The following is a 24,383-nucleotide window of genomic DNA, read 5'->3' on the forward strand; positions in this document are numbered from 1 at the left end:
GGCCCCCTTTTATCGCAGGATAGAATATGGCCAGAGAATTTAGCCGGACCCGTCGGGTCGGACAGCAGATCCAGCGCGAAATCGCGCTCATTCTGCAGCGCGAGGTAAAAGACCCGCGCATCGGCATGGTGACCGTTTCCGATGTGGAAGTGTCCCGTGACCTCAATTACGCCAAGGTGTATGTCACCTTCTTGCAGCTGGAAAATGATGCCGAGCGCATCAAGGAAGGGCTCAAGGCGCTGACCGAAGCCGCCGGCTACATCCGCAGCCTGCTGGGCAGCGCCATGCGCCTGCGCGTGGTGCCCGAGTTGCGCTTCTTCTATGATCAGACCCTGGTTGAGGGGATGCGCCTCTCCAACCTGGTGACCAACACCATCCGCGAAGACAAGCGTCGCATGGCCGAATCCGGTCGTGAAGAAGACGAAGCCGCGCCGGATGACACTACTGAGGATAAAGCCTGAGATGTCTCGTAGACGTCGTTTCAAGGGCCGTGACGTACACGGTATCCTGCTGCTGGACAAGCCGACCGGCCTGACCTCCAACGATGTGTTGCAGAAGGTCAAACGGATTTACAACGCCGCCAAGGCTGGTCACACCGGCGCCCTGGACCCGCTGGCAACCGGCATGCTGCCGATCTGCCTCGGCGAAGCCACCAAGTTCTCCCAGTATCTGCTGGAGGCGGACAAGCGCTATGAGGTAACCGCCAAGCTGGGCGAGCGTACCAACACCAGCGACTCCGATGGCGAGGTGGTCTCCACCCGTCCGGTGAACGTGGCCGTGGGTACCCTGATCGAGGCGCTGGACCAGTTCCGCGGCCCCATCATGCAGGTGCCGTCCATGTATTCGGCTCTCAAGCACAACGGCCGTCCGCTCTACGAATATGCCCGTGAAGGCATCGAGATCGAGCGTGAAGCCCGTCCCATCACCGTCTTCGAGCTCAAACTGCTGAGCTTTGAAGGGGATGAGGTGCGACTTGAAGTGCACTGCAGCAAGGGTACCTACATTCGCTCCCTGGTGGACGATCTGGGGGAAGTGCTGGGCTGTGGCGCCCACGTCACCCAGCTGCGCCGCACCCAGGTAGCCAGCTACCCCTATGAGCGGATGCTGACCCTGGAGCAGCTCGAGTGCATCTTTGAGCAGGCCAAGGCTGAGAGCATTCCGCCGCGCGAGCAGCTGGATCCCCTGCTGCTGCCGATGGATACCGCGGTGGCCTCCCTGCCCGAGGTGAACATGCTGGCTGCCGTGGCCGCCTATGTGAACCAGGGCCAGGCCGTGCAGGTGGCAGGCAGCCCGCAGAGCGGCCAGGTCCGCATGACGGTCGGCCCGGAGCGCGAATTCATCGGGGTTGGCGAGATCGACGACGAGGGACGCGTGGCGCCCAAGCGTCTGGTGCGCTACCACGACGAGGAGTGATCCTCCGGCGGTATCAGGTTGCTTGCCCGTTGCGCGTCTTTATCGTTGCGAAAAGGGGCGGGGACGATTATGATATCGCCCTCATTTCACGGCTGAATTAGAGATTGGCTGTGAACCTTTAAACACTCTACTGGAGTATTACCATGTCTCTAAATGCTGAGATCAAAGCTCAAATCGTTGCTGACAACGCTCGTTGCGCCAACGACACTGGCTCCCCCGAAGTGCAAGTTGCCCTGCTGACTGCCCAGATCAACCATCTGCAAGGTCACTTCAAGGAGCACTCCAAGGATCACCACGGTCGTCGCGGTCTGCTGCGCATGGTTTCCCAGCGTCGTAAGCTGCTGGACTACCTGAAGCGTAAAGACGTTCAGCGTTACGCTGCTCTGATCGCCAAGCTGGGTCTGCGTCGTTAATCGACCATCAGATTTCGCGAAAAAGGGGAACCTCCGGGTTCCCCTTTTTTATTGCGCGTCAGGCTGTTGCCGCCCTCACAGAATTTGTGTCACTGCTTACCTTTTGCATCGAATCAAGTATACTTGCACGCGAATTTAAAGCGCCAAATTGTAAAAAGGAAATTCACGTGAATCCTATTGTAAAGTCATTCCAGTACGGTCAACACACCGTCACTCTGGAAACCGGTGTGATGGCCCGTCAAGCCACTGCGGCCGTCATGGTCAGCATGGACGATACCTGCGTATTTGTGACAGTCGTCGGCAAGAAAGAGGCCGATCACGGCCGTGATTTCTTCCCGCTGACCGTCAACTACCAGGAGCGTACCTATGCTGCTGGTCGTATCCCGGGTGGTTTCTTCCGTCGTGAAGGTCGCCCGAGCGAAGGCGAGACCCTGATCTCCCGTCTGATCGACCGTCCTATTCGTCCGCTGTTCCCGGAAGGCTTCCTCAATGAGGTTCAGGTGGTTGCCACCGTCATGTCCGTGAACCCGGCCGTCTCTCCCGACATCGTTGCCATGATCGGTGCCTCCGCGGCGCTGGCCATCTCCGGCATCCCGTTCGGCGGCCCGATCGGTGCAGCCCGCGTGGGTTACATGAACGGTCAGTACGTGCTGAACCCGACTACCACCGAACTGCCCCAGAGCGATCTGGATCTGGTGGTTGCCGGTACCGCTAACGCCGTGCTGATGGTGGAATCCGAAGCGGCCATCCTCTCCGAAGAGGTGATGCTGGGCGCCGTGGTCTTTGGTCACGAGCAGATGCAGGCCGTCATCAACGCCATCAACGAATTCGCTGCCGACGTCGGCACCAAGCCGTGGAACTGGACTGCGCCTGCCGTCAACGAAGCGCTGAAAGCCAAGGTTGCCGAGCTGGCGACAGCTGAGCTGGGTGAAGCCTACCGCATCACCGAGAAGGCCGTGCGTTACGAAACCATCGGTGCCATCAAGGCTCGCGTGGTTGAGCAGGTGATCGCTTCCGGTGTGGAAGAAGATGCCAAGAAGATCGGCGAAGAGTTCCACAGCCTGGAAAGCCGCATCGTCCGTGGTCGCGTCGTTCGTGGCGAGCCGCGTATCGATGGTCGCGATCCTGAGATGATCCGCGCCCTGTCCGTCGCCACTGGCGTACTGCCGCGTGCCCATGGCTCCGCCCTGTTCACCCGTGGTGAAACCCAGGCCATGGTCGTTGCGACCCTGGGTACCGAGCGTGACGCCCAGAACATCGACGAGCTGACCGGCAACCGCGCCGATCGCTTCATGCTGCACTACAACTTCCCGCCATACTGCGTTGGTGAGACCGGCATGATGGGTAGCCCGAAGCGCCGCGAAATCGGTCACGGCCGTCTGGCCAAGCGCGGCGTTGCTGCCGTGATGCCGAGCGCCGACGAGTTCCCGTACGTGGTGCGCGTGGTCTCTGAAATCACCGAATCCAACGGCTCCTCCTCCATGGCCTCCGTCTGTGGTTCCTCTCTGGCGCTGATGGACGCCGGTGTGCCGATCAAGGCCTCCGTTGCCGGTATCGCCATGGGTCTGGTGAAGGAAGAAGAAGGTTTCGTCGTGCTGTCCGACATCCTGGGTGACGAAGATCACCTGGGCGACATGGACTTCAAGGTTGCCGGTACCACCGAAGGTGTGACCGCCCTGCAGATGGACATCAAGATCGAAGGCATCACCAAAGAGATCATGGAGATTGCCCTGAAGCAAGCTCGTGGTGCTCGCCTGCACATCCTGAAAGTGATGGACGAAGCCATCCAGGCGCCGCGTGCCGAGATCTCCGATTTCGCCCCGCGCATCCACACCATCAAGATCAACCCGGAGAAGATCAAGGACGTCATCGGCAAGGGTGGTTCCGTGATCCGCGCCCTGACCGAAGAGACCGGCACCAACATCGAGCTGGATGATGACGGTACCGTCCGCATCGCCGCCGTTGACGGTGACGCCGCCAAGGAAGCGATCCGCCGTATCGAGGCCATCACCGCCGAGATCGAAGTGAACCGCATCTACGAAGGCAAGGTTGTTCGTCTGGCCGACTTCGGCGCTTTCGTCAACATCCTGCCGGGCAAGGACGGTCTGGTACACATCTCCCAGATCACCGATGCACGCGTACAGAACGTGGCCGACTACCTGAAGATCGGTGACGTGGTGAAGGTGAAGGTACTGGAAGTGGACCGTCAGGGCCGCGTACGTCTCTCCATCAAGGAAGCGAACGCCCCGACCGAAGCTGCCGCCGCTCCGGCTGCCGTTGCCGTCGAAGAGCCGGCTGCCGAATAAGCCGCTGCTTGCTGAAAAAGCCGACCTCAGGGTCGGCTTTTTTTATATTTACTGCCTGATGTTGTCTCTCTTGAGGCCCCTTGTTATAACGAAAGGCTTCTCGCACGACGGGCAACAAGGAGCAGTGTGATGTCGTGGGCCCTCCTCAGGCAGTTTCCTCCCCTGGTCTGGACCGTGATCCTGGGCACCTTCATGGTGCGCACCAGCTATTACATGGTCTGGCCGTTTCTCTCCATCTTGCTCTATCGGGAGTATGGTCTTTCGGCGACCGCCATCGGCGCCATGCTGGGGGCGACCGCAGCTATCTCCACCTTGGTCAGCTTCTATGGTGGCTGGCTCTCCGACAAGCTGGGGCGGCGCAACATCCTGCTGGCGGGCTGCCTGGTCTCGGTGCTCTGCTACGGTCTGCTCGGCTTTTCCCACTCTGTGTTCTGGCTCGGGCTCGGGGTGCTCGGCAGCGGCCTCTCCTCCGGTCTCATCGATGCGCCCGGCAAGGCGTTGATGGCCGACAGCCTGGCTTCGGCCAAGGCCCGCGAGCTGGCGCTGCACCTGCGTTACTTTCTGCTCAACCTGGGGGCGGCCCTCGGCCCCTTGCTGGGGGTGACCCTGGGCATCAATGCCCAGCAGCAGACCTTCCTGCTGCTCAGCAGCAGCTATCTGCTGCTGGGGGCTGCCTTCCTCTGGGGATTTGCGCAAAGCAGGGTTGCGGTGACCCGTGGCAACGAGCTGGGCTTGCGGGTGGCCATCAAGGTGCTGTGGCGGGATCGGGGCTTCTTGCTGCTGGTGCTGGCCAACCTGCTGATGAACCTGGTCTATTCCCAGTTCCACTCACCGCTGGTGCAGTACCTGACCCGGGCCGGGACCCCGGAGGTGGCAAGCCTCATCGCCATCCTGGTAGCCACCAATGCCCTGACCGTGGTGCTGTTGCAGTTTCCCCTGCTGCATCTGCTGGCCCGCTGGCCGGGCAAGGTGCGCCTGCAGGTCGGCATCACCCTGTTTCTGGGGGCTCAGGTGCTGTTTGCGCTGGGGGATCCGCAGCAGTGGTCGCACTGGATCGGCGCCGTGCTGATGTTGAGCGTGGGGGAGACCATACTGTTCCCGCTGCTCAACGTGCTGATCGATCAGATGTCGCCCCCGCATCTGAAGGGGAGCTACTTCGGGGCCGGCGCGCTGGCCGGGCTGGGTGGCGCCATCGGCGCCCTGCTGGGAGGCTGGATCCTTGCCCAGTGGAACGGGCAACTGCTCTATGCGTTGATGGCGTTGCTCTGCCTGCTGACCTTCCTGCTCTATGAGTGGGGCGCCCGCATGCCGCGGCCCGAGCTGGCCCGGGCCAACCCGGGTCAGTGAGTACCTTTCTGGGCGACCTGTTTCATCGCCTTCTTGGCGGCATACATGCGCTCGTCCGCCAGCCGGATCAGGCTGTTGCCCTCGTCGAACTGCACCGGCCCGGTCTGCACCAGCCCTATGCTGAGGGTCACGTCACCGGTCCGTTCGGCCAGTGTCTTGTTGAGACGGGGCAGGAAGACGTCCCTGGCCTGATCCTCGTTGCAGTTGGGCAGGATCAGGCAGAATTCGTCCCCACCGTAGCGGAAGCAGCAATCTTCCACCCGCGACACCTGGCGAATGCAGTCGCCGACGATGCGCAGGATCTCGTCCCCGCGCTGATGGCCCTGGGTGTCGTTGATCTGCTTGAAGTCATTGATGTCGAGGTAGGCGATGACCACAGGCTCGGAGCGACGCTGGCAGGTGCGCAGGGTGCGGGTGAGGTTCTCCTGCAGATGGCGCACGCTGAGCAGGCCGGTGAGGGCATCGGTCCGGCTCATCTCCTCCAACTGCTGGGTGCGTTCGCGTACCTTCTCCTCCAGCGCCTTGGCGTAAAGCTCGGATTTCTCCTTGGAGGACTCTATTTCCGACACCAGGCTGCGGATATAGGTCTCAAACACCAGGGTGATGTCGAACAGGAACAGCTTGTCGAGGGCGGTGAGCATGGTGACCCGCTCCTGTTCGCTGGGGATCTGGGTGAAGATATCCTCGATGAGCAGCCCTTTCAGGGTATTGATGGCGGCCAGGTAGAGCTTGGGTTCCACCCCGATCCGCTTGTGCACCAGCCCGATCCGCAGCCGGTTGTTGACGTACTCCAGGTCATACAGGCCGCTGAACAGGTCGAGAATGTAGCGGCGCTGGGCCGCCCGCAGTCGGGTCAGGGTGTCGGCGTCGCCGATCAGCAGGGCAATCTCGGTGATCCCGGTCTGCAGGGTGTAGAACTTGTCGACCAGGGCGTCGATGTGGGGCTCGATCTTGGGACGATAGCTGGCGAGTAGGAGGAAATCCTGCTCGTCCAGCAGCAGCAGCTCCTTGCGATGGGCGATTTCGAACTCTGTGATCCGCATCTGCTCCAGCAGCGTCTGTTCGGTTGGGTTCATGACAGTTTCCCGAGCAAAAATAAAGGCGCACACATTCTTATGTAATTGACAGTGTAGACATTAACAGCCGGAAGCAGGTTTTCAAATGGCGCAGTGTTGTGACAGATCAACTCTGCGCCCATTTTTGCCTTGTGCTAGAAGGTGAGTACCTTGTGGGCGGCCAGGGTCCACTGGGCCAGCAGCGGCAGGGTGCCGATCTCGATCCCCTCGATGAGCGGCAGTGCCGTGATGCCGCGGGCATCGGTACAAGTCTTGCAAAGGCGGATGGTGACCCCCTGGGCCAGCAGGATCTCCAGCATCTGGCGCAGGTTGTAGCCCTCGGCCGGGGCCTGGCCCGCCAGGGCGGCGCTGACCGCATCGGACATCAGAAACAGTTTCAGGCTGGTACCGCCCTGTTCGCCCAGGGCGATGGCCAGGCGCAGGGCATTGAACAGGGATTCGCTGCCATAGGGGGCGCCGTTGGCGATGATGACAATCTCTTGATTCATAACAGACTCCTCATGAAAGTCGCCATTGTAGACCCAGCAGCCCACCGTTGGCGTGACGTCGCACAAACTCTGTCGTAGCGGTTTGCCCGCGCCTTGACCCGGCCGGCCGAGTACGGTCTGATAGGCGGCCATCAAACATGACAGGGGAACGAGGTCGTTATGTGGAAGGTTATCGGAATGAGCATGCTGCTGTTGGCCGGTCAGGCCTATGGCAGTGAGGCTGTAGGTTGCAAGGCGCGCCAGCAGGCCGTCAAGGAGCAGCTGGCCATTGCCAAGGCGCACGACAACGGGGACCAGGTGGCCGGGCTGGAGCGGGCCCTGCGCAATATCGAGACCCATTGCACCGATGCGGGCCTGTTCAAGGAGCAGCAGCAGCGGGTGGCCGAGCTCAAGGAGCAGGTCAACGAGCGGTTAGTCGAGCTGCAGAACGCCCGGGTGACGGGCAAGCCCGACAAGATCGCCAAGAAGCAGGCCAAGCTGGAAGAGGCCCAGACCAAATTGCTGGCCGCCCAGCGCGAGCTGGACGCGCTCAGCAAGCTGATCAAATCCTGATTTGTCGATAAAAAAGAAGCCGGCGCCGCCCGGCTTCTTTTTTATCTCGTGTCTTCCGCCAGGGTGCTTCAACTGCCGCGCCGGCCCACCATGTCGGCCGGCACCACCCAGGCATCGAACTGCTGCGCCGTCAGGTGACCGGAGGCGATGGCCGCCTCCCGCAGGCTGAGCCCCTCATGGTGGGCCCGCTTGGCGATCTCTGCCGCCTTGTCATAGCCGATATGAGGGTTGAGCGCCGTTACCAGCATCAGGGAGCGGGCCAGCAACTCGTCGATGCGGGGCTGGTTCGGACTGATGCCGACCGCGCAGTGATCGTGGAAGCTCTGCATGCCGTCCGCCAGCAGCCGCACGCTTTGCAGGAAGTTGTGGGCGATCATCGGCCTGAACACGTTGAGCTCGAAGTTGCCGCTGGCGCCGCCGATGTTGATGGCGACGTCGTTGCCCATCACCTGGGCGCACAGCATGGTGAGGGCCTCGCACTGGGTCGGGTTAACCTTGCCGGGCATGATGGAGGAGCCGGGCTCGTTCTCCGGGATGAGCAGCTCGCCGAGCCCGCTGCGGGGGCCGCTCGCCAGCCAGCGCACGTCGTTGGCGATCTTCATGAGGGAGGCTGCCAGCGTCTTGAGGGCGCCGTGGCCATGGACCAGGGCGTCGCTGGCGGCCAGCGCCTCGAACTTGTTGGGGGCGCTTACCAGCGGCAGGCCGGTCTGCTCGGCCAGGGTAGCGGCCACCGCACCGGCAAAGCCGGGCGGGGTGTTGAGGCCGGTGCCGACGGCGGTGCCCCCCAGCGCCAGCTCGCACAGATGGGGCAGGGCGGCGCGGATATGGCGCTCCCCCTGCTCAAGCTGGGCCACCCAGCCAGAGAACTCCTGCCCCAGGGTGAGCGGGGTGGCATCCTGCAGATGGGTGCGGCCTATCTTGACGATGTCGTCGAAGGCAGCCGCCTTGCCGGCCAGGGTAGCGCTCAGGGTGGCCAGGGCGGGCAGCAGTTGCCGGGTGATGGCCGTGACGGCGGCCAGGTTCATGGCGCTCGGGAAGACGTCGTTGCTGGACTGGCTCTTGTTCACCTCGTCGTTGGGGTGCACCAGCCGCCCCTCGCCGCGGGGGCCGCCAAGCAGCTCGCTGGCCCGGTTGGCCAGCACCTCGTTGAGGTTCATGTTGGTCTGGGTGCCGGAGCCGGTCTGCCATACCCGCAGCGGGAACTCCTCATCATGCTGGCCGCACAGGATCTCGTCGGCGGCGCTCATGATGGCCTGCGCCGTGCGGGCGGGCAGCAGCCCCTTGGCGTGATTGACCCGGGCACAGGCCGACTTGATGCGGGCCAGGGCGTGGATCAGCGCCATCGGCTGGCGCTCGCCGGAGATATCGAAGTGCTGCAGGGAGCGCTGGGTCTGGGCTCCCCACAGCCGGTCGGCCGGTACGGCTATCTCGCCGAAGCTGTCGTGTTCACTCCTGCTCTTCATCTCGTTCTCCCTTCATTGCGAAAAAGGGGCGACATCCTGCGCCCCTGTCGAATTATCCGCCGGTCAGTGCCAATCAGCCGCGGGGGCGAAACGGCGTCAGCTCGGCCAGCGGCGCCGCCGTGCTGAACTCCTGGGTGGTCTCGGCGTGCTTGAAGATCTTGAAGCCTTCGCCGCGGGCGCTCCAGTACTCGATCTGCTCACCACTTACCTGCAGCAGGCTCGCCTCGCGCAGGGCGACCACGTGTTCGCTCGGGTTGATGGCGCAGAACTCGGCCAGGCGCTCGTCGCGGGTCTCCCCCATGTGGCCGCTGATGCTGGCGTCCAGGTAGTGGGGGTTGATCTGCAGCGGGAACAGCCCCAATGCCGGCAGTACGGCGGCGCTGCAGACCGGCATGTCATTGGTGGTGCGAATGCTCGGGGTCGCCACGTTGCAACCGGCGCTCCAGCCCACATAGGGCACGCCCCGCTCGCGCACGGCGCGCTGGATGGGCACCACCAGGCCGTTTTCGTGCAGCAGCTGGTTGAGGCGCCAGGTGTTGCCGCCGCTGATGAAGATGGCCTCCGCCTGCTGGATGGCGTCCACCGGATCGTCGAACTGGTGGATGCTGATGGCCTCCACTCCCAGGCTCTCGCTGAGCTCCAGGGCACGGGCATCCCAGTCGCTGCGGATCACCGCGTAAGGGATCAGCAGGATGCGCTTGACCTGTTTGCGGGCGAGCAGGGTCTGCACCCGATCCCGGGCCCAGCCGAGCAGGCCCGGGCATTCGATGGCTTTGCCGTTGCTGAGAAGAAGCAGTTCCATGAAGCGTGTCCTCGATAAGTGAAAGCGCGAAGAGGTCACCGGCCCAGGCCGGCTGACGGAAGCCCCCATTCTAGCCCGATCCGGCGTCGGGTTCTGTGATCGACTCGCCATGTACCCTGATGAGACCGTTTTTTGACCAAAGAGAGGCCCGGCACTGGTGGTCCTGCGACAGGCGCCATGGTGCCGAGCGGGTGGCATATGGGCGCGATGAGGCTGCAGAGCAGAGGATATCCGGGGTCAGTGGCCTCTTTGAATTTCGTCGGCGGCCACAAAAGCACAAGGGGGCCCGCAGGCCCCCTTGGTCTGTCTGGCGTGATCAGTCGAGTTTGAAGTCGACCCACACCAGGCGGTGATCCGAGCTGACTCCCTTGGCGATGCCCAGCTTGGCGTCATACACCAGGTGGTAGCCAGGTTCGAAGCTGGCCGGCCAGAACACGCCGGAGGCGACCGCGTTCAGGTTGGCGGAGGGTAGCACGTGGTCGAGCTGCAGGCCGCTGCTGCTGGTGATGCGCTCCGGGGTGGGGCGGTTGTTGTTGCGCTTGCACTGATCCGGCTGGCTGGCGAGGCACTCGGGGCCGCCCTGGCTGACCGGGATCAGGGCGCCGTTGGTGACGGCCTGATTGACCAGCACATGGTTGTGCAGATCCTGAATGGCGGTGAGATCGCCATCGCCAATCTGGGGATCGGCGTTGAGATCGCCGGCGATGACGAACTTGGCACCCGCGGGCAGGCCACCGGCCTTGCCGGCGTCATCCACCATGTAGCTGGCGGTCTCCACGTAGTCCTGCCAGAAGGCGACTTCGGCCCGGTTGTGCTTGACGTTGTGGCGCGCCGCGTTGCCGAAGATGGGCGGGGTCGGGTGGGAGATGAGGAAGTGGATCACCTCCTCCTTGTTGCCACGCTTGATGCGCACCGGCACGTCGGCATGGTTCTTGGACGAGAGCGGGAAGGCCTGCCAGGCGGCATCGTCATACCAGGCATCACCGCACTGGCGGCCGGCCGGGATCGGCGCCTTGGCATTGTTGCAGTCGTCGATGACGGGGTTCGTTTCGCCCGGCATGTCCTTCCACTTGAATTTCTGGAAGGTGCGGATCTGCTTGGTATCGATGGGGTACTGGGACATCACGGCGAAGGCGTATTGGCCGTGGTAGTTGCCAAAGCCCCAGGCGTCATCCGGCCCGTTGTTGACCTTGCCGTCCAGGTTGAGGTCATGGCCGCTCATCAGGCCGGTGTTGGTGGCGAAGTTCTGCAGCACCGGGTAGCTGATGGCCTTCACCTCGTCGTGCTGGGCGTGGGCCAGGTAGTTGTCGTTGAAGGCTTTGAGGTCCGTGGTGTCGCTGCCCTTGCCGTCATTGTCGAATTCGTTGAGCAGGAAGACGTCGGGTCGGGTGCGCTGCACTATCTCGGCGATGTTGCGGATCTGCTGCACGTCGAGGGCCTTGGTCTTCTCGGCGCCGCTCAAGGTGCCGTCGGCGAGACGGGCCAGCAGGGCATCCTGCTCGGTGCGGCTCAGGGCCAGTTCACCGGCGAGCATGCCGGCGGCGGTGCGATCGAAGGAGAGGTTGAAAGTAGCGAAGCGAACCATGGGCGTCGGGGTCTCGGAGTCATTCTGGCTGTTACAGCCTGCCATCAATCCGAGGGAAATGGCAGCCGCGAGCAGGGACTTGCTGATATTTTTCATTGTAATATTCCGTAGCATCAATAAGTTATACCTAGCTCATGGGGAGCGAAGGCGGGCCCATTATAGGGATCCCGGCAGGCAGCCGGGCTCTGAATGGGCCAAAGTGTGAGACCATTCACAGAGCAAAACGGGGAGGCAAGATGAGTCGGCGACAAACGGCCCTGGTGGTCGAGGGGGGCGCCATGCGCGGCATTTTTGCCGCCGGGGTGCTGGATGCGTTTCTGGCCAAGGGCCGCACGGCGTTTGATCACTGCATCGGGGTATCGGCCGGGGCGGTCAATCTGGCGGCCTTTCTGGCCGGCCAGCAGGGGCGCAACCACAACGTCATCACCGACTACTCCTGCCGTCCCGAGTTCATCAACCTGGCCAAGTTCGTGCGTGGCGGCCACTGGCTCGATCTCGACTGGTTGTGGGCGATCACCATTCGCGAGTGCCGGCTCGATCTGGCGCGCTTTGCCGCCAACCCGGTGCCGCTGACCGTGGTGACCACCCGGGTAGCGGACGGCCAGGCGGCCTACCTTAAGGCCAATGCCGCCGAGCTGGAGCAGCAGATCAAGGCCTCCTGCTCGGTACCGCTGGTCTACCGGGACTTCGTGCGCATCGACGGGGAGGCCATGACGGACGGCGGGGTGGCGGACTCCATCCCGGTGCGCCACGCCTATGAGCAGGGGGCGCGCGACATCACTGTGGTGCTCTCCCGCCCGCTGGGCTATCGCAAGCGGGCGCCGCGCCTGCCTGCCCTGCATCGCTACCTGCTGCGCGAGACGCCGGCGCTGGCTCGCGCCAGCCTGTCGCGCCATCAAAGCTACAACGATGCCATCGACTTTATCCGCCAGCCGCCGGCCGATTGCCGCATCCGGGTCATAGTACCGCCGGCAAACTTTCGGGTCGGCCGCATGACCACCGACCGGGCGAGGCTGGAGCAGGGTTACCGGATGGGCTGGCAGGCAGCTCTCGACTATCTGGCGGCGGAGCCGGTGCCGGCCTGAGGAGATTCGGTCGACCATAGGCAGCGTCGCTGGGACGAGATGCAAAGCACCGGGGCCACCCGGTTTTTTGTGTCTGTGCCATCCCGGAATCCGGCCATGGCGCATCGGCTTATTATGTGAATAAATAATTGCTTGCGATATTTTCGGCGAAATGGTCACTATTATTCCGTTGAGCCGCTATCACTATTAAGCTCTGCTAAATAATGGCTGAGTCAACTTGTGACCAAATAAAATAATGGCTAGGGAACTTTTTGGGAAAAGGGCTTTTGGTAATCGATTAAATATTCATTATTTTGTTTTTATTCATATAGATAAATGTTAATTGCTTATGCGGTAAAGATTATTAGCGCAGGGTTGAAGCTGTTTACATCAATGGCGAATTGATAGCCTGACTTTATCTCGGCTACTGTCCCCTCTCGATTCGTTTGGGTAGCAAACGGATACGCAAATAATAACAACAGAGACTGGACGCATTGATAAAGAGTCATCTTTATTGATTTTAATCCTGCCAAAGGAGCCGGAATAATGAGTGGTTTATCTTCCCATCAAATTGCCCAGAATATATTTGCAGAGCTGTTGCCCTATCGCCGCCGCTTCCCCGATCCCATCCTGGATCGGCAGCAGGAGGAGGCAGAGGTGGCCGCCATCCAGATCCCCCGTCTGCAAGACTTCATCGAGCGGGGCGAGACCATCCTCTGCGTGTTGCCCGCCTTTCCCACCAAGTCGCCCAATCCTAACAAGGTGCTGGGCTCTCTGCCGGACATGGCGGAGCGGCTCTCCCTCAGTTTTCTCAACCACCTCTGCCAGCGCATCCAGCTGCACTATGCGCCCGGCATGCGGATCCTCATCTGCTCGGACGGCCACGTGTTCGGTGACCTCATCCGGGTGCCCGATCCGGCCATCGATGCCTATCAGGCCCATATCGAGCAACTGATCCTGGAGCTGGGGGCGACCCATCTCGGGGTCTTCCACCTGGGGATGGTGGCGGGCATGGCCGAGTTTTGCGCCAGCCGCGACTTCGACACCCTGCGCGAACAGTTGGTGGAGCGCTACGCCGAGCCGCTGGAGCTGATTGCCCAGGAGGTGAGAAGCACCGAGGAGGGCATTCGCCTCTATCGCGCCATGACCCGCTTCCTCTATGAAGACAGCCAGCTGCCGGACACCCCGCTCTCCAACACGGCGCTGCAGCGGGATGCCAAGGGGCGCACCCATGCGGTGATCCAGCGCAGCCGTGCCTGGGGCAACCTGTTGGCGGAGCGCTTCCCCGAGGCGATCCGCCTCTCCATCCACCCCCAGGCGAGCCACAGCCTGAAGATGGGCATCCACATGCTGCCGACCCGGGATGACTGGCTCACCCCCTGGCACGGGGTGGCGGCCAACCTGGATGGCCAGTTCGTGCTGATGAAGCGGCGCGACGTGCTGGCGATGGAGCATGAGCTGGTCCACATCCACGGCCGTCCGAGCCACTACCTGATCAACGGCAAGCAGGCCGCCGCCTGAGGAGTTTCCCATGACTGCATCCATCGTTACCCTCGGCGGCGAGCGCTGCCGCATTCTGCCGCAGGCCCCGTTCGGCCTGCTGATTGAGCCGGCCCGCAACGCCCAGCCGGTGCAGAGCCTGGCTATCGAGGCGCTGCGCGAGCTGGCCCGCCGTCACGGCGTGCTGATCCTGCGCGGGTTCGAGTCGGGCTTCACCGATGCCGAGCGGCTGACCCGTTACGGCGAGGAGTGGGGCGAGATCATGATGTGGCCCTTCGGCGCCGTGCTGGACGTGAAGGAGCACGAGAACGCCACCGACCACATCTTCGACTCCAGCTATGTGCCGCTGCACTGGGACGGCATGTACAAGCCGACCCTGCCCGAGTTCCAGCTGTTTCACTGCGTGCACGCCCCGGCGGCGGACGAAGGGGGGCGCACCACTTTCATCAATACCCGCCAGCTGCTCACCGAGCTGGACGGTGAGCGGCTGGCCCGCTGGGAGCGGGTGCACATCACCTATCGCATCAAGCAGGTGGTGCACTACGGCGGCCAGGTGCGCTCGCCACTGCTGGTGCCCCACCCGGTGAGCGGCGAGACGGTGCTGCGCTACAACGAGCCGCCGCGCGAGGGAGTGCGTTTTCTCAACCAGCATGCCCTCGAGATTGAAGGGGTGGCACCGGCCGAGCAGGCCGCCTTCCTGCAGGATCTGCACGAGCGGCTCTATGACCCGCGCTACTTCTATGCCCACCAGTGGCAAGGGGGAGACGTGGTGATCGCCGACAACCTCGGCCTGCTGCACGGCCGCGAGGGGTTCACCGCCCGCTCCGCGCGCCACATCCAGCGGGTCCACATCCAGGCCAGCCCGGTCTGCCTCAACCCGGCGCTGGCGCCGCAAGGGGCGGCGTGATGGCGACCATTTTGCTGGCGGCCACCGCCACCCCGGGCCACGTCAATCCCATGCTGGCGGCGGCCCGTCTGCTGGTGGCGCAGGGGCATAGAGTGCTGATGCTGTGCGGCGCCCTGTTCGAGCAGCGCATCCGCGCAACCGGTGCCGAGTTCGTGCCCTTCGCCCCCGAGGTGGACTTTGACTACCGGGCGCTGGAGCGGCACTTTCCCGAGCGGGCCAGCCTGAGCGGCACCGCCCAGATGGCGCTGGCGCTCAAACGCTTCTTCGCCGCCCCCATGGCGCAGCACGACAGGCAGCTGCGGGCGCTGATCGCGGCGGAGAGGGTGGATCTGCTGCTGGTGGAGAACGGCTTCTACGGTGTGTTGCCCTTGTTGCAGCAGCCCCATGGCCGGCCGGTGCCGATCCTGATGCTGGGGGTGAACCCTGTCTCTTACTCGAGTCCGGACGCCATCTTCTACGGCCCACGCATTCCCCCCGAGCTGCGCCGCTCCCTTGGCGAGCTGCCCTGGCTCGATGAGCCGACCCGGCAACTACAAAGGGAGGTGCAACAGCACTTCGATGCCGCCCTGGCCGAGGCGGGTGTGCCGCCGCTGACGGCCCCCTTCACCGACGTGATGGTGACGGCCCCCGATGCCTTTTTGCAGCTCTCCTGTGCCGGCTTTGAATACGAGCGGCCAGAACTCGAGGGGGTGATCCGTTATGTCGGCCCGCTGCTGCCACCCCGGCTTGAGCTGACGCCGCCGCCCTGGTGGGAGAGGCTCGATGAGCGACCGCTGGTCATCGTCAGCCAGGGCACCCTGGCCAACGTGGATCTGGGGCAGTTGCTGCTGCCGGCCATGCAGGGGCTGGCCGGCGACGAGCTGCAACTGCTGCTGACCACCGGCGGGCGGGATCCGGCGCTGCTGGGCGATGCCGTTCCGGCCAATACCATCGTCACCGACCACGTGCCGTTCGAGCTGGCGCTGCCCCGCGCCGCCGCCCTGGTGACCAACGGCGGCTACGGCTCGGTGCAGTCCGCGCTGGCCCACGGGGTGCCGCTGGTGGTGGCGGGCACCGGAGAGGACAAGGCGGAGGTGGCGACCCGGGTGGCCTGGAGCGGGGCCGGCATCAATCTGCACTGCAACGAGCCGACGGCGGCCATGGTGGCCACGGCGGTGCGCAAGGTGGTGAGTGAGCCGCGCTACCGCGCCAGGGCGCGGCTGCTGGCCGAGGAGATGGCGGCGCTCGATGGCCGCGCCGCCATCGCCGCGAGCGTGGCGGATCTGCTCGGCGGACGACAGTGATACCGTGATGAAGGGGAGGCCAGACGGCCTCCCTTTTTGTTCAGCTTCTGCTCAGTTTGTGGTTGCTAGCGTGGCCATCATGACAGCAGGCTGCGCCAGTGGCGCCGGATGCGCTTTTTCATGCAAAAAGAGCGTTTTCGACGTTGAAATTTTGGCCGACTCAGGAAAGAATGCGCGCTCGGTAATCGACCGCGGACGCCACCTTCGCGCCCCGGCGCAACCGAGGATGACACGGCCTCCGGCCCATTTGGTACAGGAAACCACACAGGAATTTTATGAATCCCCTTCGCATTGCCGCTTCGGCTCTTTTATGTACGCTGGCACTGGCCGGCCAGCAGGCTGCCGCCGTTGAATACCAGCTGCCCGCCGCCAACAGCCGCCTGATCGGCGAGAACCAGGAATACGTGGTGCCCGCGGACAACCGTCCGCTGGAGCAGATCGCCTCTGACTTCCAGCTGGGTCTGACCAACATCATGGAAGCCAACCCGGGCGTCGACCCCTACCTGCCCAAGGCTGGCAGCAAGCTGATCATTCCCCATCAGCTGATCCTGCCCAACGCTCCCCGCGAAGGGATCGTCATCAACGTGGCCGAGATGCGTCTCTACTACTACCCGAAAGGCAAGAACGTGGTGCAGGTACTGCCCATCGGCATCGGCCAGCTGGGGGTCAACACCCCGGAGAACTGGATCACCAAGGTTGAGCGCAAGCGTGCCAACCCGACCTGGACCCCGACCGAGAACATCCGTCGCCGCTATGCCGCCCAGGGCAAGACCCTGCCTGCGGTCTGGCCGGCCGGCCCGGACAACCCCATGGGCCTGCATGCGCTCTACATCGGCAACCTGTACGCCATCCACGGCACCAACGCCACCTTCGGCATCGGCCTGCGGGTGAGCAGCGGCTGTGTGCGCCTGCGTGCCGACGACATCAAGTACCTGTTCGACCACGTGCCGGTCGGTACTCGCGTCCAGTTCGTCAACCAGCCGGTCAAGACCACGGTCGAGCCGGATGGCAGCCGCTACATGGAAGTACACGAGCCGCTGTCGCGCACCGAGGCGGAGTTCAACTCCACCGCCTCCGTGCCGCTGCCCATGACCCCGGCCACCACCCGTTTCATCGCCCACGCGGAGAGCGACTCCAACGTGGTCAAGCAGGTGCTGGAACAGCGTACCGGCATGCCGACCCGTCTCAACCCGCAGGTCTGATGACCCGGAAGACTGGCTCATGCACAACGGCGACCATCAGGTCGCCGTTGTTGTTTCTGGCACTGCCACCGGTCATCAGCTGGCGGGGGGCGCATAAAGGGCCAGCCAGTTGCCCTCGGTATCTTCGATGATGACCCGGGAGCCATGGCCGCTGCCGATGCTGTGCAGGGGCTCCAGCACCCGTCCTCCGATCTTGGGCACCAGCTGTTCGGCCTCCTGCAGGCGATCGCCCAGGGCGAGGTAGATGAGGGGGCCCGAGTGCCCCGGCTGGTGGTACTTGTCCATGGGGCCGAGACAGGCCGCCGCGTTGTTGCCGTCGTGGCGCAGCATGGCGAAGCGGATCTCCTCCTGTATCGGCGTGACCGGCACGTCGAGCAGGGCCGAGTAGAAGGCCATGGCGCGATCCAGATCCCGTGTCGGAATGTCGGCCCAGACCAGGGTATTGTCCATCTTGGTGATCTCCTGCATGTGCCGGCCGATGCGACCGGCGGCTCTGTTCCTTGCTGACGGCCTCTCGCGGCAGGTCGTAGACAGCTTCCTAGAGGTTAGGAGCGGCCCATGAGGAGCGCCAGAGCTAAAAAAGCGGCGCCTGATGGCGCCGCTTTTGGGTGAGGAACTGGAGGTTTTTTCCCTCGATATACAGTTACTTGCCCGCGATGCTCAGCCCGCCAAAGCGGATGAGCGGGGCATAGAAGCTCTTGCCATCGTCGTGGTGCAGCAGGTTGCCGACCGCTTCCAGCTCACTCAGCAGGCGGTAGAAGTTGCTCGCCACCGTGATGCCGCGTACCGGTGCCACCCGCACGCCGTCCCGGCACAGGAAGCCGGAGGCGCCGAACGAGAAGTCGCCGCTCACCGCATCGGCGCCGGAGTGCAGGCCGTCCAGCTTGACCAGCTCCAGATACTCGCCGGCTTGCGCCTCGGCCTCGCTGTGGGGGCCGAGCCCGAACACCAGGTGGCGCGGGCTGACATCCAGCGCACTGCGGGCACTGCGGGCCGCCGAGCCGTTGCTGGCCACACCGAAGTGGCGGGCGGTGGCGCTGTTGTGCAGCAGGGTCTTGAGCTCCCCCTCGCCGATCAGCAGCAGATCCCGGGTGGGGGCACCCTCGCCATCGAAGGCCTTGATGTGCATGCCGCCCGGCATATAGGCCCGGCTCTCCAGGGTGAGCCAGCGGGAAGCCACCGACTGGCCCAGCTTGCCCCGCCAGGGGTTGATCCCCTGCTGGGCCCATTTGCCCGACAGTGCGGCCTGGAAGCAGCCGAACAGGCTGGCCAGGGCATTGGTGTCGAAGATGGCGCTGTAGTGACCGCTCGGCACCGCATCTCCCGCCAGCAGGCCGTCGGCCACGGCGTGGATCTGTTGGATGAGGGTCTGGCTGTCCAGCGCATCGAAGCGGCGCTCATACTGCCCCTGGGAGAACATGGACTGACGGCCGTCGCGCTCGATAAGGGCGGAGCTGTAGCAGCCGACGCTGAACGCCTGATGCTGGCAGAGGCTGCCCTGGCTGTTGGCAAGCCACAGCCGGCTCTCCCCCTCGAAGAAGCTGTTGTAGGGGGCGCCGGTCACGTCCGGCAGCGCCAGCATGTCCGATTCGAGGCGCAGGGCCAGGGCAATCTTCTCCTCCACTGGGGTGGTGTCGGGCTGATTGATCTCGGCGCAGTCGGTGGTGAGCCGGCTCTGCTGCACGGCGATGGTCTGATCCGGGTCCACCTTGGCGAAGCGGCTGGCATCCAGCGCATCCTGCACCATGGCGGCCAGCGCCGACTCGTCGAGAGACTCCGAATAGGCGATGCCGACCCGACCCTCTTTTATCAGCCGAATGCCGATCTGCTGGCTGCTGGTCACCTTGTATTCGCTGAGCTCGCCCTTGTCGGCCTTGAGGGAGAAGGCCTTGTCCTGGTTGGCGATGACGTCCGCCTCGGCACCGAGGTCGGCGACCTGGTCCAGCAGGCGGGTCAGCAGTTGGTTCATGTCGAGTTGGCTCATCAGGCGTTCCCCCCCACCAGAATATTGTCAACCTTGAGCGGCGGCTGGCCGACCGAGGCAGGAATGGAGCCGGAGACCGAGCCGCACATGCCGGCGGAGAGGGCGAGATCGCGCCCCACCATGGAGATCTCCTTGAGCACCTGCGGGCCTGTGCCGATCAGGGTGGCCGACTTGAGGGGCCGGGTGATCTTGCCGTGTTCGATGAGGTAGGCCTCCTGCACGTTGAAGTTGAATTCGCCGGTGCCGGGTTGCACCGAGCCGCCCCCCATCCGCTTGGCATAGATGCCGTGCTCCACCGTCGCCAGCATGTCGTCCAGGCTGTGATTGCCCGGCTCGATATAGGTGTTGCGCATGCGCGAGGCCGGTGCGAACTTGTAGGATTCGCGCCGCCCGGAACCGGTACGGGCGTAGCCGGTGCGAAGGGCCCCCATCCGGTCCACCAGGAAGCCGGTGAGCACGCCATCCTTGATGAGCTGGGTGTGCTGGGTCGCCATTCCCTCGTCATCGACGTTGATGGAGCCCCAGGCGTTGCCCTGCAAGCCTTCATCCACCGCGCTGACCGCCGGATTGGCGATGAGCTGGCCCATCTTGTCATGGAACACCGAGGCCTTCTTGGCCACCGAGGTGGTCTCCAGCAGGTGGCCGCACGCCTCGTGGAAGATGACGCCGCCAAAGCCGCTCTCCATGATGACCGGCAGCTTGCCGCTCGGGCAGGGGGCCGCCCCCAGCTTCACCAGCGCCTGGCGGGTGGCGGTGAGGGCCAGCTCGCGGGGATCGATACTGGCGGCGTGCTCCCAGCCCATCATGGCGCCGGGGGCTTCGTAACCGACGCTCTGCTCGCTGCCAAGGGCGGCGATGGTCTGGGCCATGATGCGGTTGTAGTGGCGGCGATCGCTCACCTGCACCCCTTCGCTGTTGAAGATCTCCACCTCCTGCTCCCAGCCCAGCACGTTGCCGGCAAACTGGCTCACCTTGTCGCTCTCGGCGCGGGCCGCGGCATCCATGGCGTGCAGGTAGGCGATCTTCTGCTCCAGCAGCTTGTCGGCCGACAGGGGCAGGGCGATCGGGTTGCGATCGTGCAGGCGGGTGAAATCGAAGGCGGTGGCGGTGACCACGGGGTCACGCCGGTCCTTGGCCGCCAGCAGGGTGACGATGCGCAAGAGCTCGTTGCGATCGGCCAGGTTGGTGTAGCCGTAGAGCACCTTGTGGCCGTAGCACAGGCGTACACCGATGCCGAAATCGAGGCCACCGCTGATATTTTCTATCTGGCTGGAGAGCAGGCTGAGCTGGCTGCGGCGCTTGCGCTCCACAAACAGCTCGGCGAAGTCGGCACCCAGCGCCAGCGCGTGATCGAGCACGTCGCGGGCGATGGCGGGGGCCAACAGGGAGAATGGGGTCATAGAATGTCCTTTTCTGGTCTGTCCGTTTGCTTCCGACACCCGGCTGTGATTGTTATGGGGTGTCGCTTCCATTGTTGCAGACCAGCATAAAAAAGTCGCTATAGCGTCATGCGATGATACCGATTGAGAAAATCGGTGCGATTTATGCGCCCGGTGGTCCGAAACCTGGGGCGGCAGGCGGGGAAGCGTCGCAGCTGACGTCTGTTCAAGGGGCCTGTCACAAGGTCTTTTTCGACATGCCGTGCGGGAAGCGGGCGATGGCAGGGGGCCATCGCCACTGCAGTCAGAAAACCCGGCGTCACAGCAGCTCGTGAATTTCCCCCAGGATTTGGTCGACCCACTGTTCGATGCGCGATTCGGTCTGGTCGTATTGATTGGCGTCGTCGAGGGCCAGGCCGACGAAGTGACGACCATCATCGATGAGCGCCTTGGAGGCATCGAACTCGTACCCCTCGTTGGGCCAGTAGCCCACCAGCTTGACCCCCTTGGGCACCAGCTGGTCATGGAGCATGCCGAGGGCATCCTGGAACCATTCGCCATAACCCAGCTGATCGCCGAGGCCAAACAGGGCGATGATGCGCCCCTCCAGATGCAGGTCGGCAATGTCTTCCCAGCGGGATTCCCAGTCCTCCTGCAGTTCGCCGAAGTCCCAGGTGGAGATGCCCAGGATCAGGATGTCGTACTCCTGCATGCGGATGAGGGGCACGTCCTTGATGTTGTGGAGATCGACCAGCTCCGGGCCAATGAGGGTGCGGATCTTCTCGGCGGCCATCTCGGTGTAGCAGGTGGTAGAGCCGTAAAACAAACCAATCTTCATCGCTCTTCTCTTGATCGCAGTAGGCAAGGGGCGTGACCGGCACAGCGGCGCCCGGGGTGGGCGCCAGTCTAGCAGATTGCCCGGCGCGCTTCACTTCTTGCCGGGCCATGGACAAGCCTGCCTTGCGGGCCGGGTGGGTCGACACGTTACAATGGGGGCCTGTTTCCCTGAGCGCGGCGTACCATGAGCAAAGCTGAATCCCATCCCCTGATCGAGCCGTTTCTCGACGCCCTCTGGCTGGAGCGGGGGCTGTCCGACAACACGGTCAGCTCCTATCGCACCGATCTGGAAAAATTCTCCCTCTGGCTCGATGAGCAGGGGGGCTCCCTGCTGCTGGCGGGGCTGGACGACATCCAGCACTACCTCGCCTGGCGGGTGGACCACCAGTTCGCGGCCAGCAGCACGGCCCGTTTCCTGTCGGCCCTGCGCCGTTTCTACCAGTATCTCAACCGCGAGAAGCTGCGCAGCGACGATCCCACCGTGCTGCTGGAGGGGCCCAAACTGCCCAAGAAGCTGCCATCGGATCTCAGCGAAGCCGAGGTGGAGGCGCTGCTGCAAGCGCCGCTGGTGGACGACCCGCTGGAGCTGCGCGACAAGGCGATGCTCGAGCTGCTCTACGCCACCGGACTGCGGGTCTCCGAGCTGGTGGGACTCACCGCCGAGCATGTCAGCCTGCGCCAGGGGCTGGTGCGGGTGGTGGGCAAGGGCAACAAGGAGCGGCTGGTTCCCATGGGCGAGGAGGCGGTGCACTGGCTGGAGCGTTATTACCGGGAGGGGCGCGGCCTGCTGCTGGGGGGCACCAGCTCGGACGTGGTGTTCCCCTCCAAGCGGGCCCAGATGATGACCCGCCAGACCTTCTGGCACCGCATCAAGCTCTATGCCCTGCGGGCCGGCATCTGCGGGGAGCTATCTCCCCACACCCTGCGCCACGCCTTCGCCACCCACCTGCTCAACCACGGCGCCGACTTGCGGGTGGTGCAGATGCTGCTGGGCCACGCGGATCTCTCCACCACCCAGATCTACACCCACGTGGCCAACGAGCGGCTCAAGGCGCTGCACGGCCAGCACCACCCGCGCGCCTAGGCCAGACAGAGGCGATCTTTCCCCTCCTGCTTGGCGCGATAGAGGGCGGCATCTGCCCGGGCCAGCACCTCGGCGGGCGGGGCATCCAGCGCCTCGGCCAGCCCGCCGCTGAAGGTGACGGTCAAGCCCGGTTCGCGCCAGTTCTGCGTAGCCATGGCACGGCGCCACTGCTCCATCTGCTGCTGTGCCTCCTTAAGCCGCCCCTGCTCGAAGATGGCGACCAGCTCCTCGCCGCCAAAGCGGCAGAGGGTGGCCTTGCCCTCCAGCAACTGGCTGCCCAGGGAGGCGGTGCGTCTGAGCACGCTGTCGCCGGCGGGGTGGCCATGACGGTCGTTGATCTGCTTGAAGTTGTCGATGTCGATGATGGCCAGCACATAGGGGGTATGTTGCTGGTGCAGCTCGCTCAGCAGGGTGTCCATGTAGCGGCGGTTGTAGAGCCCGGTCAGGGCATCGCGCTGGGCCTTCTCGCTCTCCGCCTGCATCTGGTCCGAAATCAGGGTGATCTCGTCCTCCAGCTCCTCGATGCCCGGAATGCGGGGGATGATGAGGGGCTGTCCCGGCGGGGTGACCCGCAGCTGGCGCACCACCTGCACCAGCATGCCGATGGTGTTCTCCAGCCGCTGATGGAAGATGACGGCCACCAGGATGAACATGACCAGCGACAGCAACAGCCCCATCATCATGTTGGGCAGCAGCTCCCTGATGACGAAAGAGTTGCTGAAGGGGTAGATGATGATGACCTGCCAGCCGGGGTTGTTGGCCAGGGTGTAGTAGGCGATGAGTTCGTCATCCTGGCTCTGGATCGCGCCATTTTTCCCCTGAAGCCTGGATAACCAGGGCTCGTCGAGCGGGGTGGCGTTCAGCAGCGGGTTGCTGTGCGCCACGATGCGCTGATACCTGCGATCGTAGAGCTGGTAGGTCATCTGCTTGCCGCCCTGCAGCATGCGCCCGATCCTGTCCGAGACTCGCGACAGCTCGACGTCCAGACCAATCACGGCCACTATCTTGCCGCTGTGGTTCAAGACCGCCCGCGACAGGGTCACCACCGGAATGTGCTGGACGGTGTCGAGATAGGGGGCACTCCAGATATTGATCCCCGGCGTATGGATGGCATCCAGATACCATGCCTGTTTGGCCATTGCCTGGGGGGAAGGGGGGAGCTGGTGGTTGAAGTTGACCAGAGTATTGTCCCGCTGCACATAGTAGAGCCCCTTCAGCAGGCTGCCCGAGCGGCTGAGCTGCTGCCACACCGAGTAGTGCCGCGCCCGCATTTCCGGCGGGAGCACGCCGTCATGGTTGGCGAGATCCACCGCCAGAATATTGAGTTGCTCTTCAACCGAGCTCAGCGCGTTGTCCCATTGCTGGGCCGTACTGCTGCTGAAAAATTCCATGCGCTCGCGTACTACGTTCTGTTGTTTGATGAAAAACAGATAGAGGTTGCTGGCTGTCATCAATAGCAGGGGCAGGGAGAGCAACAGCAAATAGCGCAGAATGAAACCATGTTTCGCTCTGGTCTTCACTGTCGGGGATGTCATGGCGATGATTCCTGTAGGTTTACATTCATTCAAGCATGATGTGCGTGGGATGGGGGCGGATGCAGATCAGGGTCTGGGTGATGCCAAGTGTAAAGTGTTCCGTTGCTGATGTAGCTAAAAAACCGCCCGAAGGCGGTTTTTTTCCAGTACACGACAGGAGCTG

Annotated in this window: 22 protein-coding genes; 12 read left to right on the forward strand and 10 right to left on the reverse strand. The window is 63.5% G+C overall.

Annotated features, from left to right (window positions below; translation table 11 throughout):
- Positions 1–26: 26 nt before the first annotated feature.
- The 5 genes from rbfA to AB5Y95_RS12800 all read left to right on the forward strand — a co-directional run bounded on the left by rbfA (position 27) and on the right by AB5Y95_RS12800 (position 5,479).
- Positions 27–461 (forward strand): 30S ribosome-binding factor RbfA, encoded by a 435-nt coding sequence (gene rbfA, locus AB5Y95_RS12780; RefSeq protein WP_005298154.1) that lies wholly within the window; start codon positions 27–29, stop codon positions 459–461.
- A 1-nt stretch (position 462) separates the two neighbouring features.
- Positions 463–1,413 carry a tRNA pseudouridine(55) synthase TruB gene (gene truB, locus AB5Y95_RS12785; protein WP_019839525.1) on the forward strand — a complete coding sequence of 317 codons (951 nt, stop codon included), beginning with the start codon at positions 463–465 and terminating at the stop codon, positions 1,411–1,413.
- A gap of 143 nt (positions 1,414–1,556) precedes the next feature.
- Positions 1,557–1,826, forward strand: coding sequence for a 30S ribosomal protein S15 (rpsO, locus tag AB5Y95_RS12790; protein ID WP_005298162.1), 270 nt, complete (start codon positions 1,557–1,559; stop codon positions 1,824–1,826).
- Between the two features lie 167 nt (positions 1,827–1,993).
- Positions 1,994–4,132, forward strand: coding sequence for a polyribonucleotide nucleotidyltransferase (gene pnp / locus AB5Y95_RS12795; protein ID WP_005298164.1), 2,139 nt, complete (start codon positions 1,994–1,996; stop codon positions 4,130–4,132).
- A gap of 129 nt (positions 4,133–4,261) precedes the next feature.
- On the forward strand, positions 4,262–5,479 hold the full coding sequence (locus AB5Y95_RS12800; RefSeq protein ID WP_368161259.1) for an MFS transporter: 1,218 nt from the start codon (positions 4,262–4,264) through the stop codon (positions 5,477–5,479).
- Here the strand turns inward: AB5Y95_RS12800 and AB5Y95_RS12805 are convergent.
- Together AB5Y95_RS12805 and AB5Y95_RS12810 are read right to left on the reverse strand one after the other, a co-directional pair.
- Entirely contained in the window at positions 5,473–6,555 is a 1,083-nt protein-coding gene (locus tag AB5Y95_RS12805; RefSeq protein ID WP_005298168.1) for a protoglobin domain-containing protein, read from the reverse strand. The two genes, AB5Y95_RS12800 and AB5Y95_RS12805, sit on opposite strands and share 7 nt — an antisense overlap.
- Positions 6,556–6,689: 134 nt before the next feature.
- Positions 6,690–7,043 carry a DsrE/DsrF/TusD sulfur relay family protein gene (locus AB5Y95_RS12810; RefSeq protein ID WP_005298170.1) on the reverse strand — a complete coding sequence of 118 codons (354 nt, stop codon included), beginning with the start codon at positions 7,041–7,043 and terminating at the stop codon, positions 6,690–6,692.
- Between the two features lie 177 nt (positions 7,044–7,220).
- On the opposite strand from AB5Y95_RS12810, the gene AB5Y95_RS12815 reads away from it, so the two are divergent.
- On the forward strand, positions 7,221–7,595 hold the full coding sequence (locus tag AB5Y95_RS12815; RefSeq protein ID WP_010633120.1) for a DUF1090 domain-containing protein: 375 nt from the start codon (positions 7,221–7,223) through the stop codon (positions 7,593–7,595).
- Positions 7,596–7,663: 68 nt separating this feature from the next.
- Here AB5Y95_RS12815 and fumC read toward each other — a convergent pair whose 3' ends face one another.
- The 3 genes from fumC to AB5Y95_RS12830 form a co-directional block, all read right to left on the reverse strand.
- Positions 7,664–9,058, reverse strand: coding sequence for a class II fumarate hydratase (gene fumC / locus AB5Y95_RS12820; protein WP_368161262.1), 1,395 nt, complete (start codon positions 9,056–9,058; stop codon positions 7,664–7,666).
- Between the two features lie 73 nt (positions 9,059–9,131).
- On the reverse strand, positions 9,132–9,860 hold the full coding sequence (gene pepE / locus AB5Y95_RS12825) for a dipeptidase PepE (RefSeq protein ID WP_368161264.1): 729 nt from the start codon (positions 9,858–9,860) through the stop codon (positions 9,132–9,134).
- A gap of 316 nt (positions 9,861–10,176) precedes the next feature.
- Positions 10,177–11,541 carry an endonuclease/exonuclease/phosphatase family protein gene (locus AB5Y95_RS12830; protein WP_279451467.1) on the reverse strand — a complete coding sequence of 455 codons (1,365 nt, stop codon included), beginning with the start codon at positions 11,539–11,541 and terminating at the stop codon, positions 10,177–10,179.
- A 140-nt stretch (positions 11,542–11,681) separates the two neighbouring features.
- Here AB5Y95_RS12830 and AB5Y95_RS12835 point away from each other — a divergent pair, with 140 nt between their 5' ends.
- The 5 genes from AB5Y95_RS12835 to AB5Y95_RS12855 all read left to right on the forward strand — a co-directional run bounded on the left by AB5Y95_RS12835 (position 11,682) and on the right by AB5Y95_RS12855 (position 17,401).
- Positions 11,682–12,530 (forward strand): patatin family protein, encoded by an 849-nt coding sequence (locus tag AB5Y95_RS12835; RefSeq protein WP_024941211.1) that lies wholly within the window; start codon positions 11,682–11,684, stop codon positions 12,528–12,530.
- Between the two features lie 525 nt (positions 12,531–13,055).
- Positions 13,056–14,030: an L-tyrosine/L-tryptophan isonitrile synthase family protein gene (locus AB5Y95_RS12840; protein WP_017788430.1), complete on the forward strand. Its 975-nt coding sequence runs from the start codon at positions 13,056–13,058 to the stop codon at positions 14,028–14,030.
- Between the two features lie 10 nt (positions 14,031–14,040).
- Positions 14,041–14,916, forward strand: coding sequence for a TauD/TfdA family dioxygenase (locus AB5Y95_RS12845; protein WP_267999827.1), 876 nt, complete (start codon positions 14,041–14,043; stop codon positions 14,914–14,916).
- A complete protein-coding gene (locus AB5Y95_RS12850) occupies positions 14,916–16,199 on the forward strand; it encodes a glycosyltransferase (RefSeq protein WP_368161268.1) in 1,284 nt (427 codons plus the stop codon). The genes AB5Y95_RS12845 and AB5Y95_RS12850 overlap by 1 nt, the downstream gene beginning before the upstream one ends.
- Before the next feature lie 275 nt (positions 16,200–16,474).
- A complete protein-coding gene (locus AB5Y95_RS12855) occupies positions 16,475–17,401 on the forward strand; it encodes a L,D-transpeptidase family protein (protein ID WP_005298188.1) in 927 nt (308 codons plus the stop codon).
- 75 nt (positions 17,402–17,476) lie between these two features.
- Here AB5Y95_RS12855 and AB5Y95_RS12860 read toward each other — a convergent pair whose 3' ends face one another.
- From AB5Y95_RS12860 to fldB, 4 genes are all read right to left on the reverse strand, one after another.
- Complete coding sequence (locus AB5Y95_RS12860) at positions 17,477–17,869, reverse strand: VOC family protein (protein WP_211052672.1); 393 nt, start codon at positions 17,867–17,869, stop codon at positions 17,477–17,479.
- A 175-nt stretch (positions 17,870–18,044) separates the two neighbouring features.
- Positions 18,045–19,385, reverse strand: coding sequence for a TldD/PmbA family protein (locus AB5Y95_RS12865; RefSeq protein ID WP_368161270.1), 1,341 nt, complete (start codon positions 19,383–19,385; stop codon positions 18,045–18,047).
- Positions 19,385–20,785 carry a TldD/PmbA family protein gene (locus AB5Y95_RS12870; protein ID WP_368161272.1) on the reverse strand — a complete coding sequence of 467 codons (1,401 nt, stop codon included), beginning with the start codon at positions 20,783–20,785 and terminating at the stop codon, positions 19,385–19,387. Before AB5Y95_RS12870 ends, AB5Y95_RS12865 begins: the two co-directional genes overlap by 1 nt.
- A 298-nt stretch (positions 20,786–21,083) precedes the next feature.
- Positions 21,084–21,602: a flavodoxin FldB gene (gene fldB, locus AB5Y95_RS12875; RefSeq protein WP_017783708.1), complete on the reverse strand. Its 519-nt coding sequence runs from the start codon at positions 21,600–21,602 to the stop codon at positions 21,084–21,086.
- A gap of 183 nt (positions 21,603–21,785) precedes the next feature.
- Here fldB and xerD point away from each other — a divergent pair, with 183 nt between their 5' ends.
- Positions 21,786–22,685 carry a site-specific tyrosine recombinase XerD gene (gene xerD / locus AB5Y95_RS12880; RefSeq protein ID WP_139725018.1) on the forward strand — a complete coding sequence of 300 codons (900 nt, stop codon included), beginning with the start codon at positions 21,786–21,788 and terminating at the stop codon, positions 22,683–22,685.
- Here the strand turns inward: xerD and AB5Y95_RS12885 are convergent.
- Positions 22,682–24,220 carry a sensor domain-containing diguanylate cyclase gene (locus AB5Y95_RS12885; RefSeq protein ID WP_042006915.1) on the reverse strand — a complete coding sequence of 513 codons (1,539 nt, stop codon included), beginning with the start codon at positions 24,218–24,220 and terminating at the stop codon, positions 22,682–22,684. The genes xerD and AB5Y95_RS12885 overlap by 4 nt on opposite strands.
- Positions 24,221–24,383 lie beyond the last annotated feature (163 nt).

Origin of the sequence: Aeromonas sp. R5-3, assembly GCF_040908225.1 — a bacterium.
GTDB lineage: Bacteria > Pseudomonadota > Gammaproteobacteria > Enterobacterales > Aeromonadaceae > Aeromonas > Aeromonas dhakensis.

Bases quoted from the DNA above. Each gene is read 5' to 3' on its own strand.
- rbfA (WP_005298154.1), top strand. From the start codon at position 27: ATGGCCAGAGAATTTAGCCGGACCCGTCGGGTCGGACAGCAGATCCAG.
- truB (WP_019839525.1), top strand. From the start codon at position 463: ATGTCTCGTAGACGTCGTTTCAAGGGCCGTGACGTACACGGTATCCTG.
- rpsO (WP_005298162.1), top strand. From the start codon at position 1,557: ATGTCTCTAAATGCTGAGATCAAAGCTCAAATCGTTGCTGACAACGCT.
- AB5Y95_RS12800 (WP_368161259.1), top strand. From the start codon at position 4,262: ATGTCGTGGGCCCTCCTCAGGCAGTTTCCTCCCCTGGTCTGGACCGTG.
- AB5Y95_RS12805 (WP_005298168.1), bottom strand. From the start codon at position 6,555: ATGAACCCAACCGAACAGACGCTGCTGGAGCAGATGCGGATCACAGAG.
- AB5Y95_RS12810 (WP_005298170.1), bottom strand. From the start codon at position 7,043: ATGAATCAAGAGATTGTCATCATCGCCAACGGCGCCCCCTATGGCAGC.
- AB5Y95_RS12815 (WP_010633120.1), top strand. From the start codon at position 7,221: ATGAGCATGCTGCTGTTGGCCGGTCAGGCCTATGGCAGTGAGGCTGTA.
- fumC (WP_368161262.1), bottom strand. From the start codon at position 9,058: ATGAAGAGCAGGAGTGAACACGACAGCTTCGGCGAGATAGCCGTACCG.
- pepE (WP_368161264.1), bottom strand. From the start codon at position 9,860: ATGGAACTGCTTCTTCTCAGCAACGGCAAAGCCATCGAATGCCCGGGC.
- AB5Y95_RS12830 (WP_279451467.1), bottom strand. From the start codon at position 11,541: ATGAAAAATATCAGCAAGTCCCTGCTCGCGGCTGCCATTTCCCTCGGA.
- AB5Y95_RS12835 (WP_024941211.1), top strand. From the start codon at position 11,682: ATGAGTCGGCGACAAACGGCCCTGGTGGTCGAGGGGGGCGCCATGCGC.
- AB5Y95_RS12840 (WP_017788430.1), top strand. From the start codon at position 13,056: ATGAGTGGTTTATCTTCCCATCAAATTGCCCAGAATATATTTGCAGAG.
- AB5Y95_RS12845 (WP_267999827.1), top strand. From the start codon at position 14,041: ATGACTGCATCCATCGTTACCCTCGGCGGCGAGCGCTGCCGCATTCTG.
- AB5Y95_RS12850 (WP_368161268.1), top strand. From the start codon at position 14,916: ATGGCGACCATTTTGCTGGCGGCCACCGCCACCCCGGGCCACGTCAAT.
- AB5Y95_RS12855 (WP_005298188.1), top strand. From the start codon at position 16,475: ATGAATCCCCTTCGCATTGCCGCTTCGGCTCTTTTATGTACGCTGGCA.
- AB5Y95_RS12860 (WP_211052672.1), bottom strand. From the start codon at position 17,869: ATGCAGGAGATCACCAAGATGGACAATACCCTGGTCTGGGCCGACATT.
- AB5Y95_RS12865 (WP_368161270.1), bottom strand. From the start codon at position 19,385: ATGAGCCAACTCGACATGAACCAACTGCTGACCCGCCTGCTGGACCAG.
- AB5Y95_RS12870 (WP_368161272.1), bottom strand. From the start codon at position 20,785: ATGACCCCATTCTCCCTGTTGGCCCCCGCCATCGCCCGCGACGTGCTC.
- fldB (WP_017783708.1), bottom strand. From the start codon at position 21,602: ATGAAGATTGGTTTGTTTTACGGCTCTACCACCTGCTACACCGAGATG.
- xerD (WP_139725018.1), top strand. From the start codon at position 21,786: ATGAGCAAAGCTGAATCCCATCCCCTGATCGAGCCGTTTCTCGACGCC.
- AB5Y95_RS12885 (WP_042006915.1), bottom strand. From the start codon at position 24,220: ATGACATCCCCGACAGTGAAGACCAGAGCGAAACATGGTTTCATTCTG.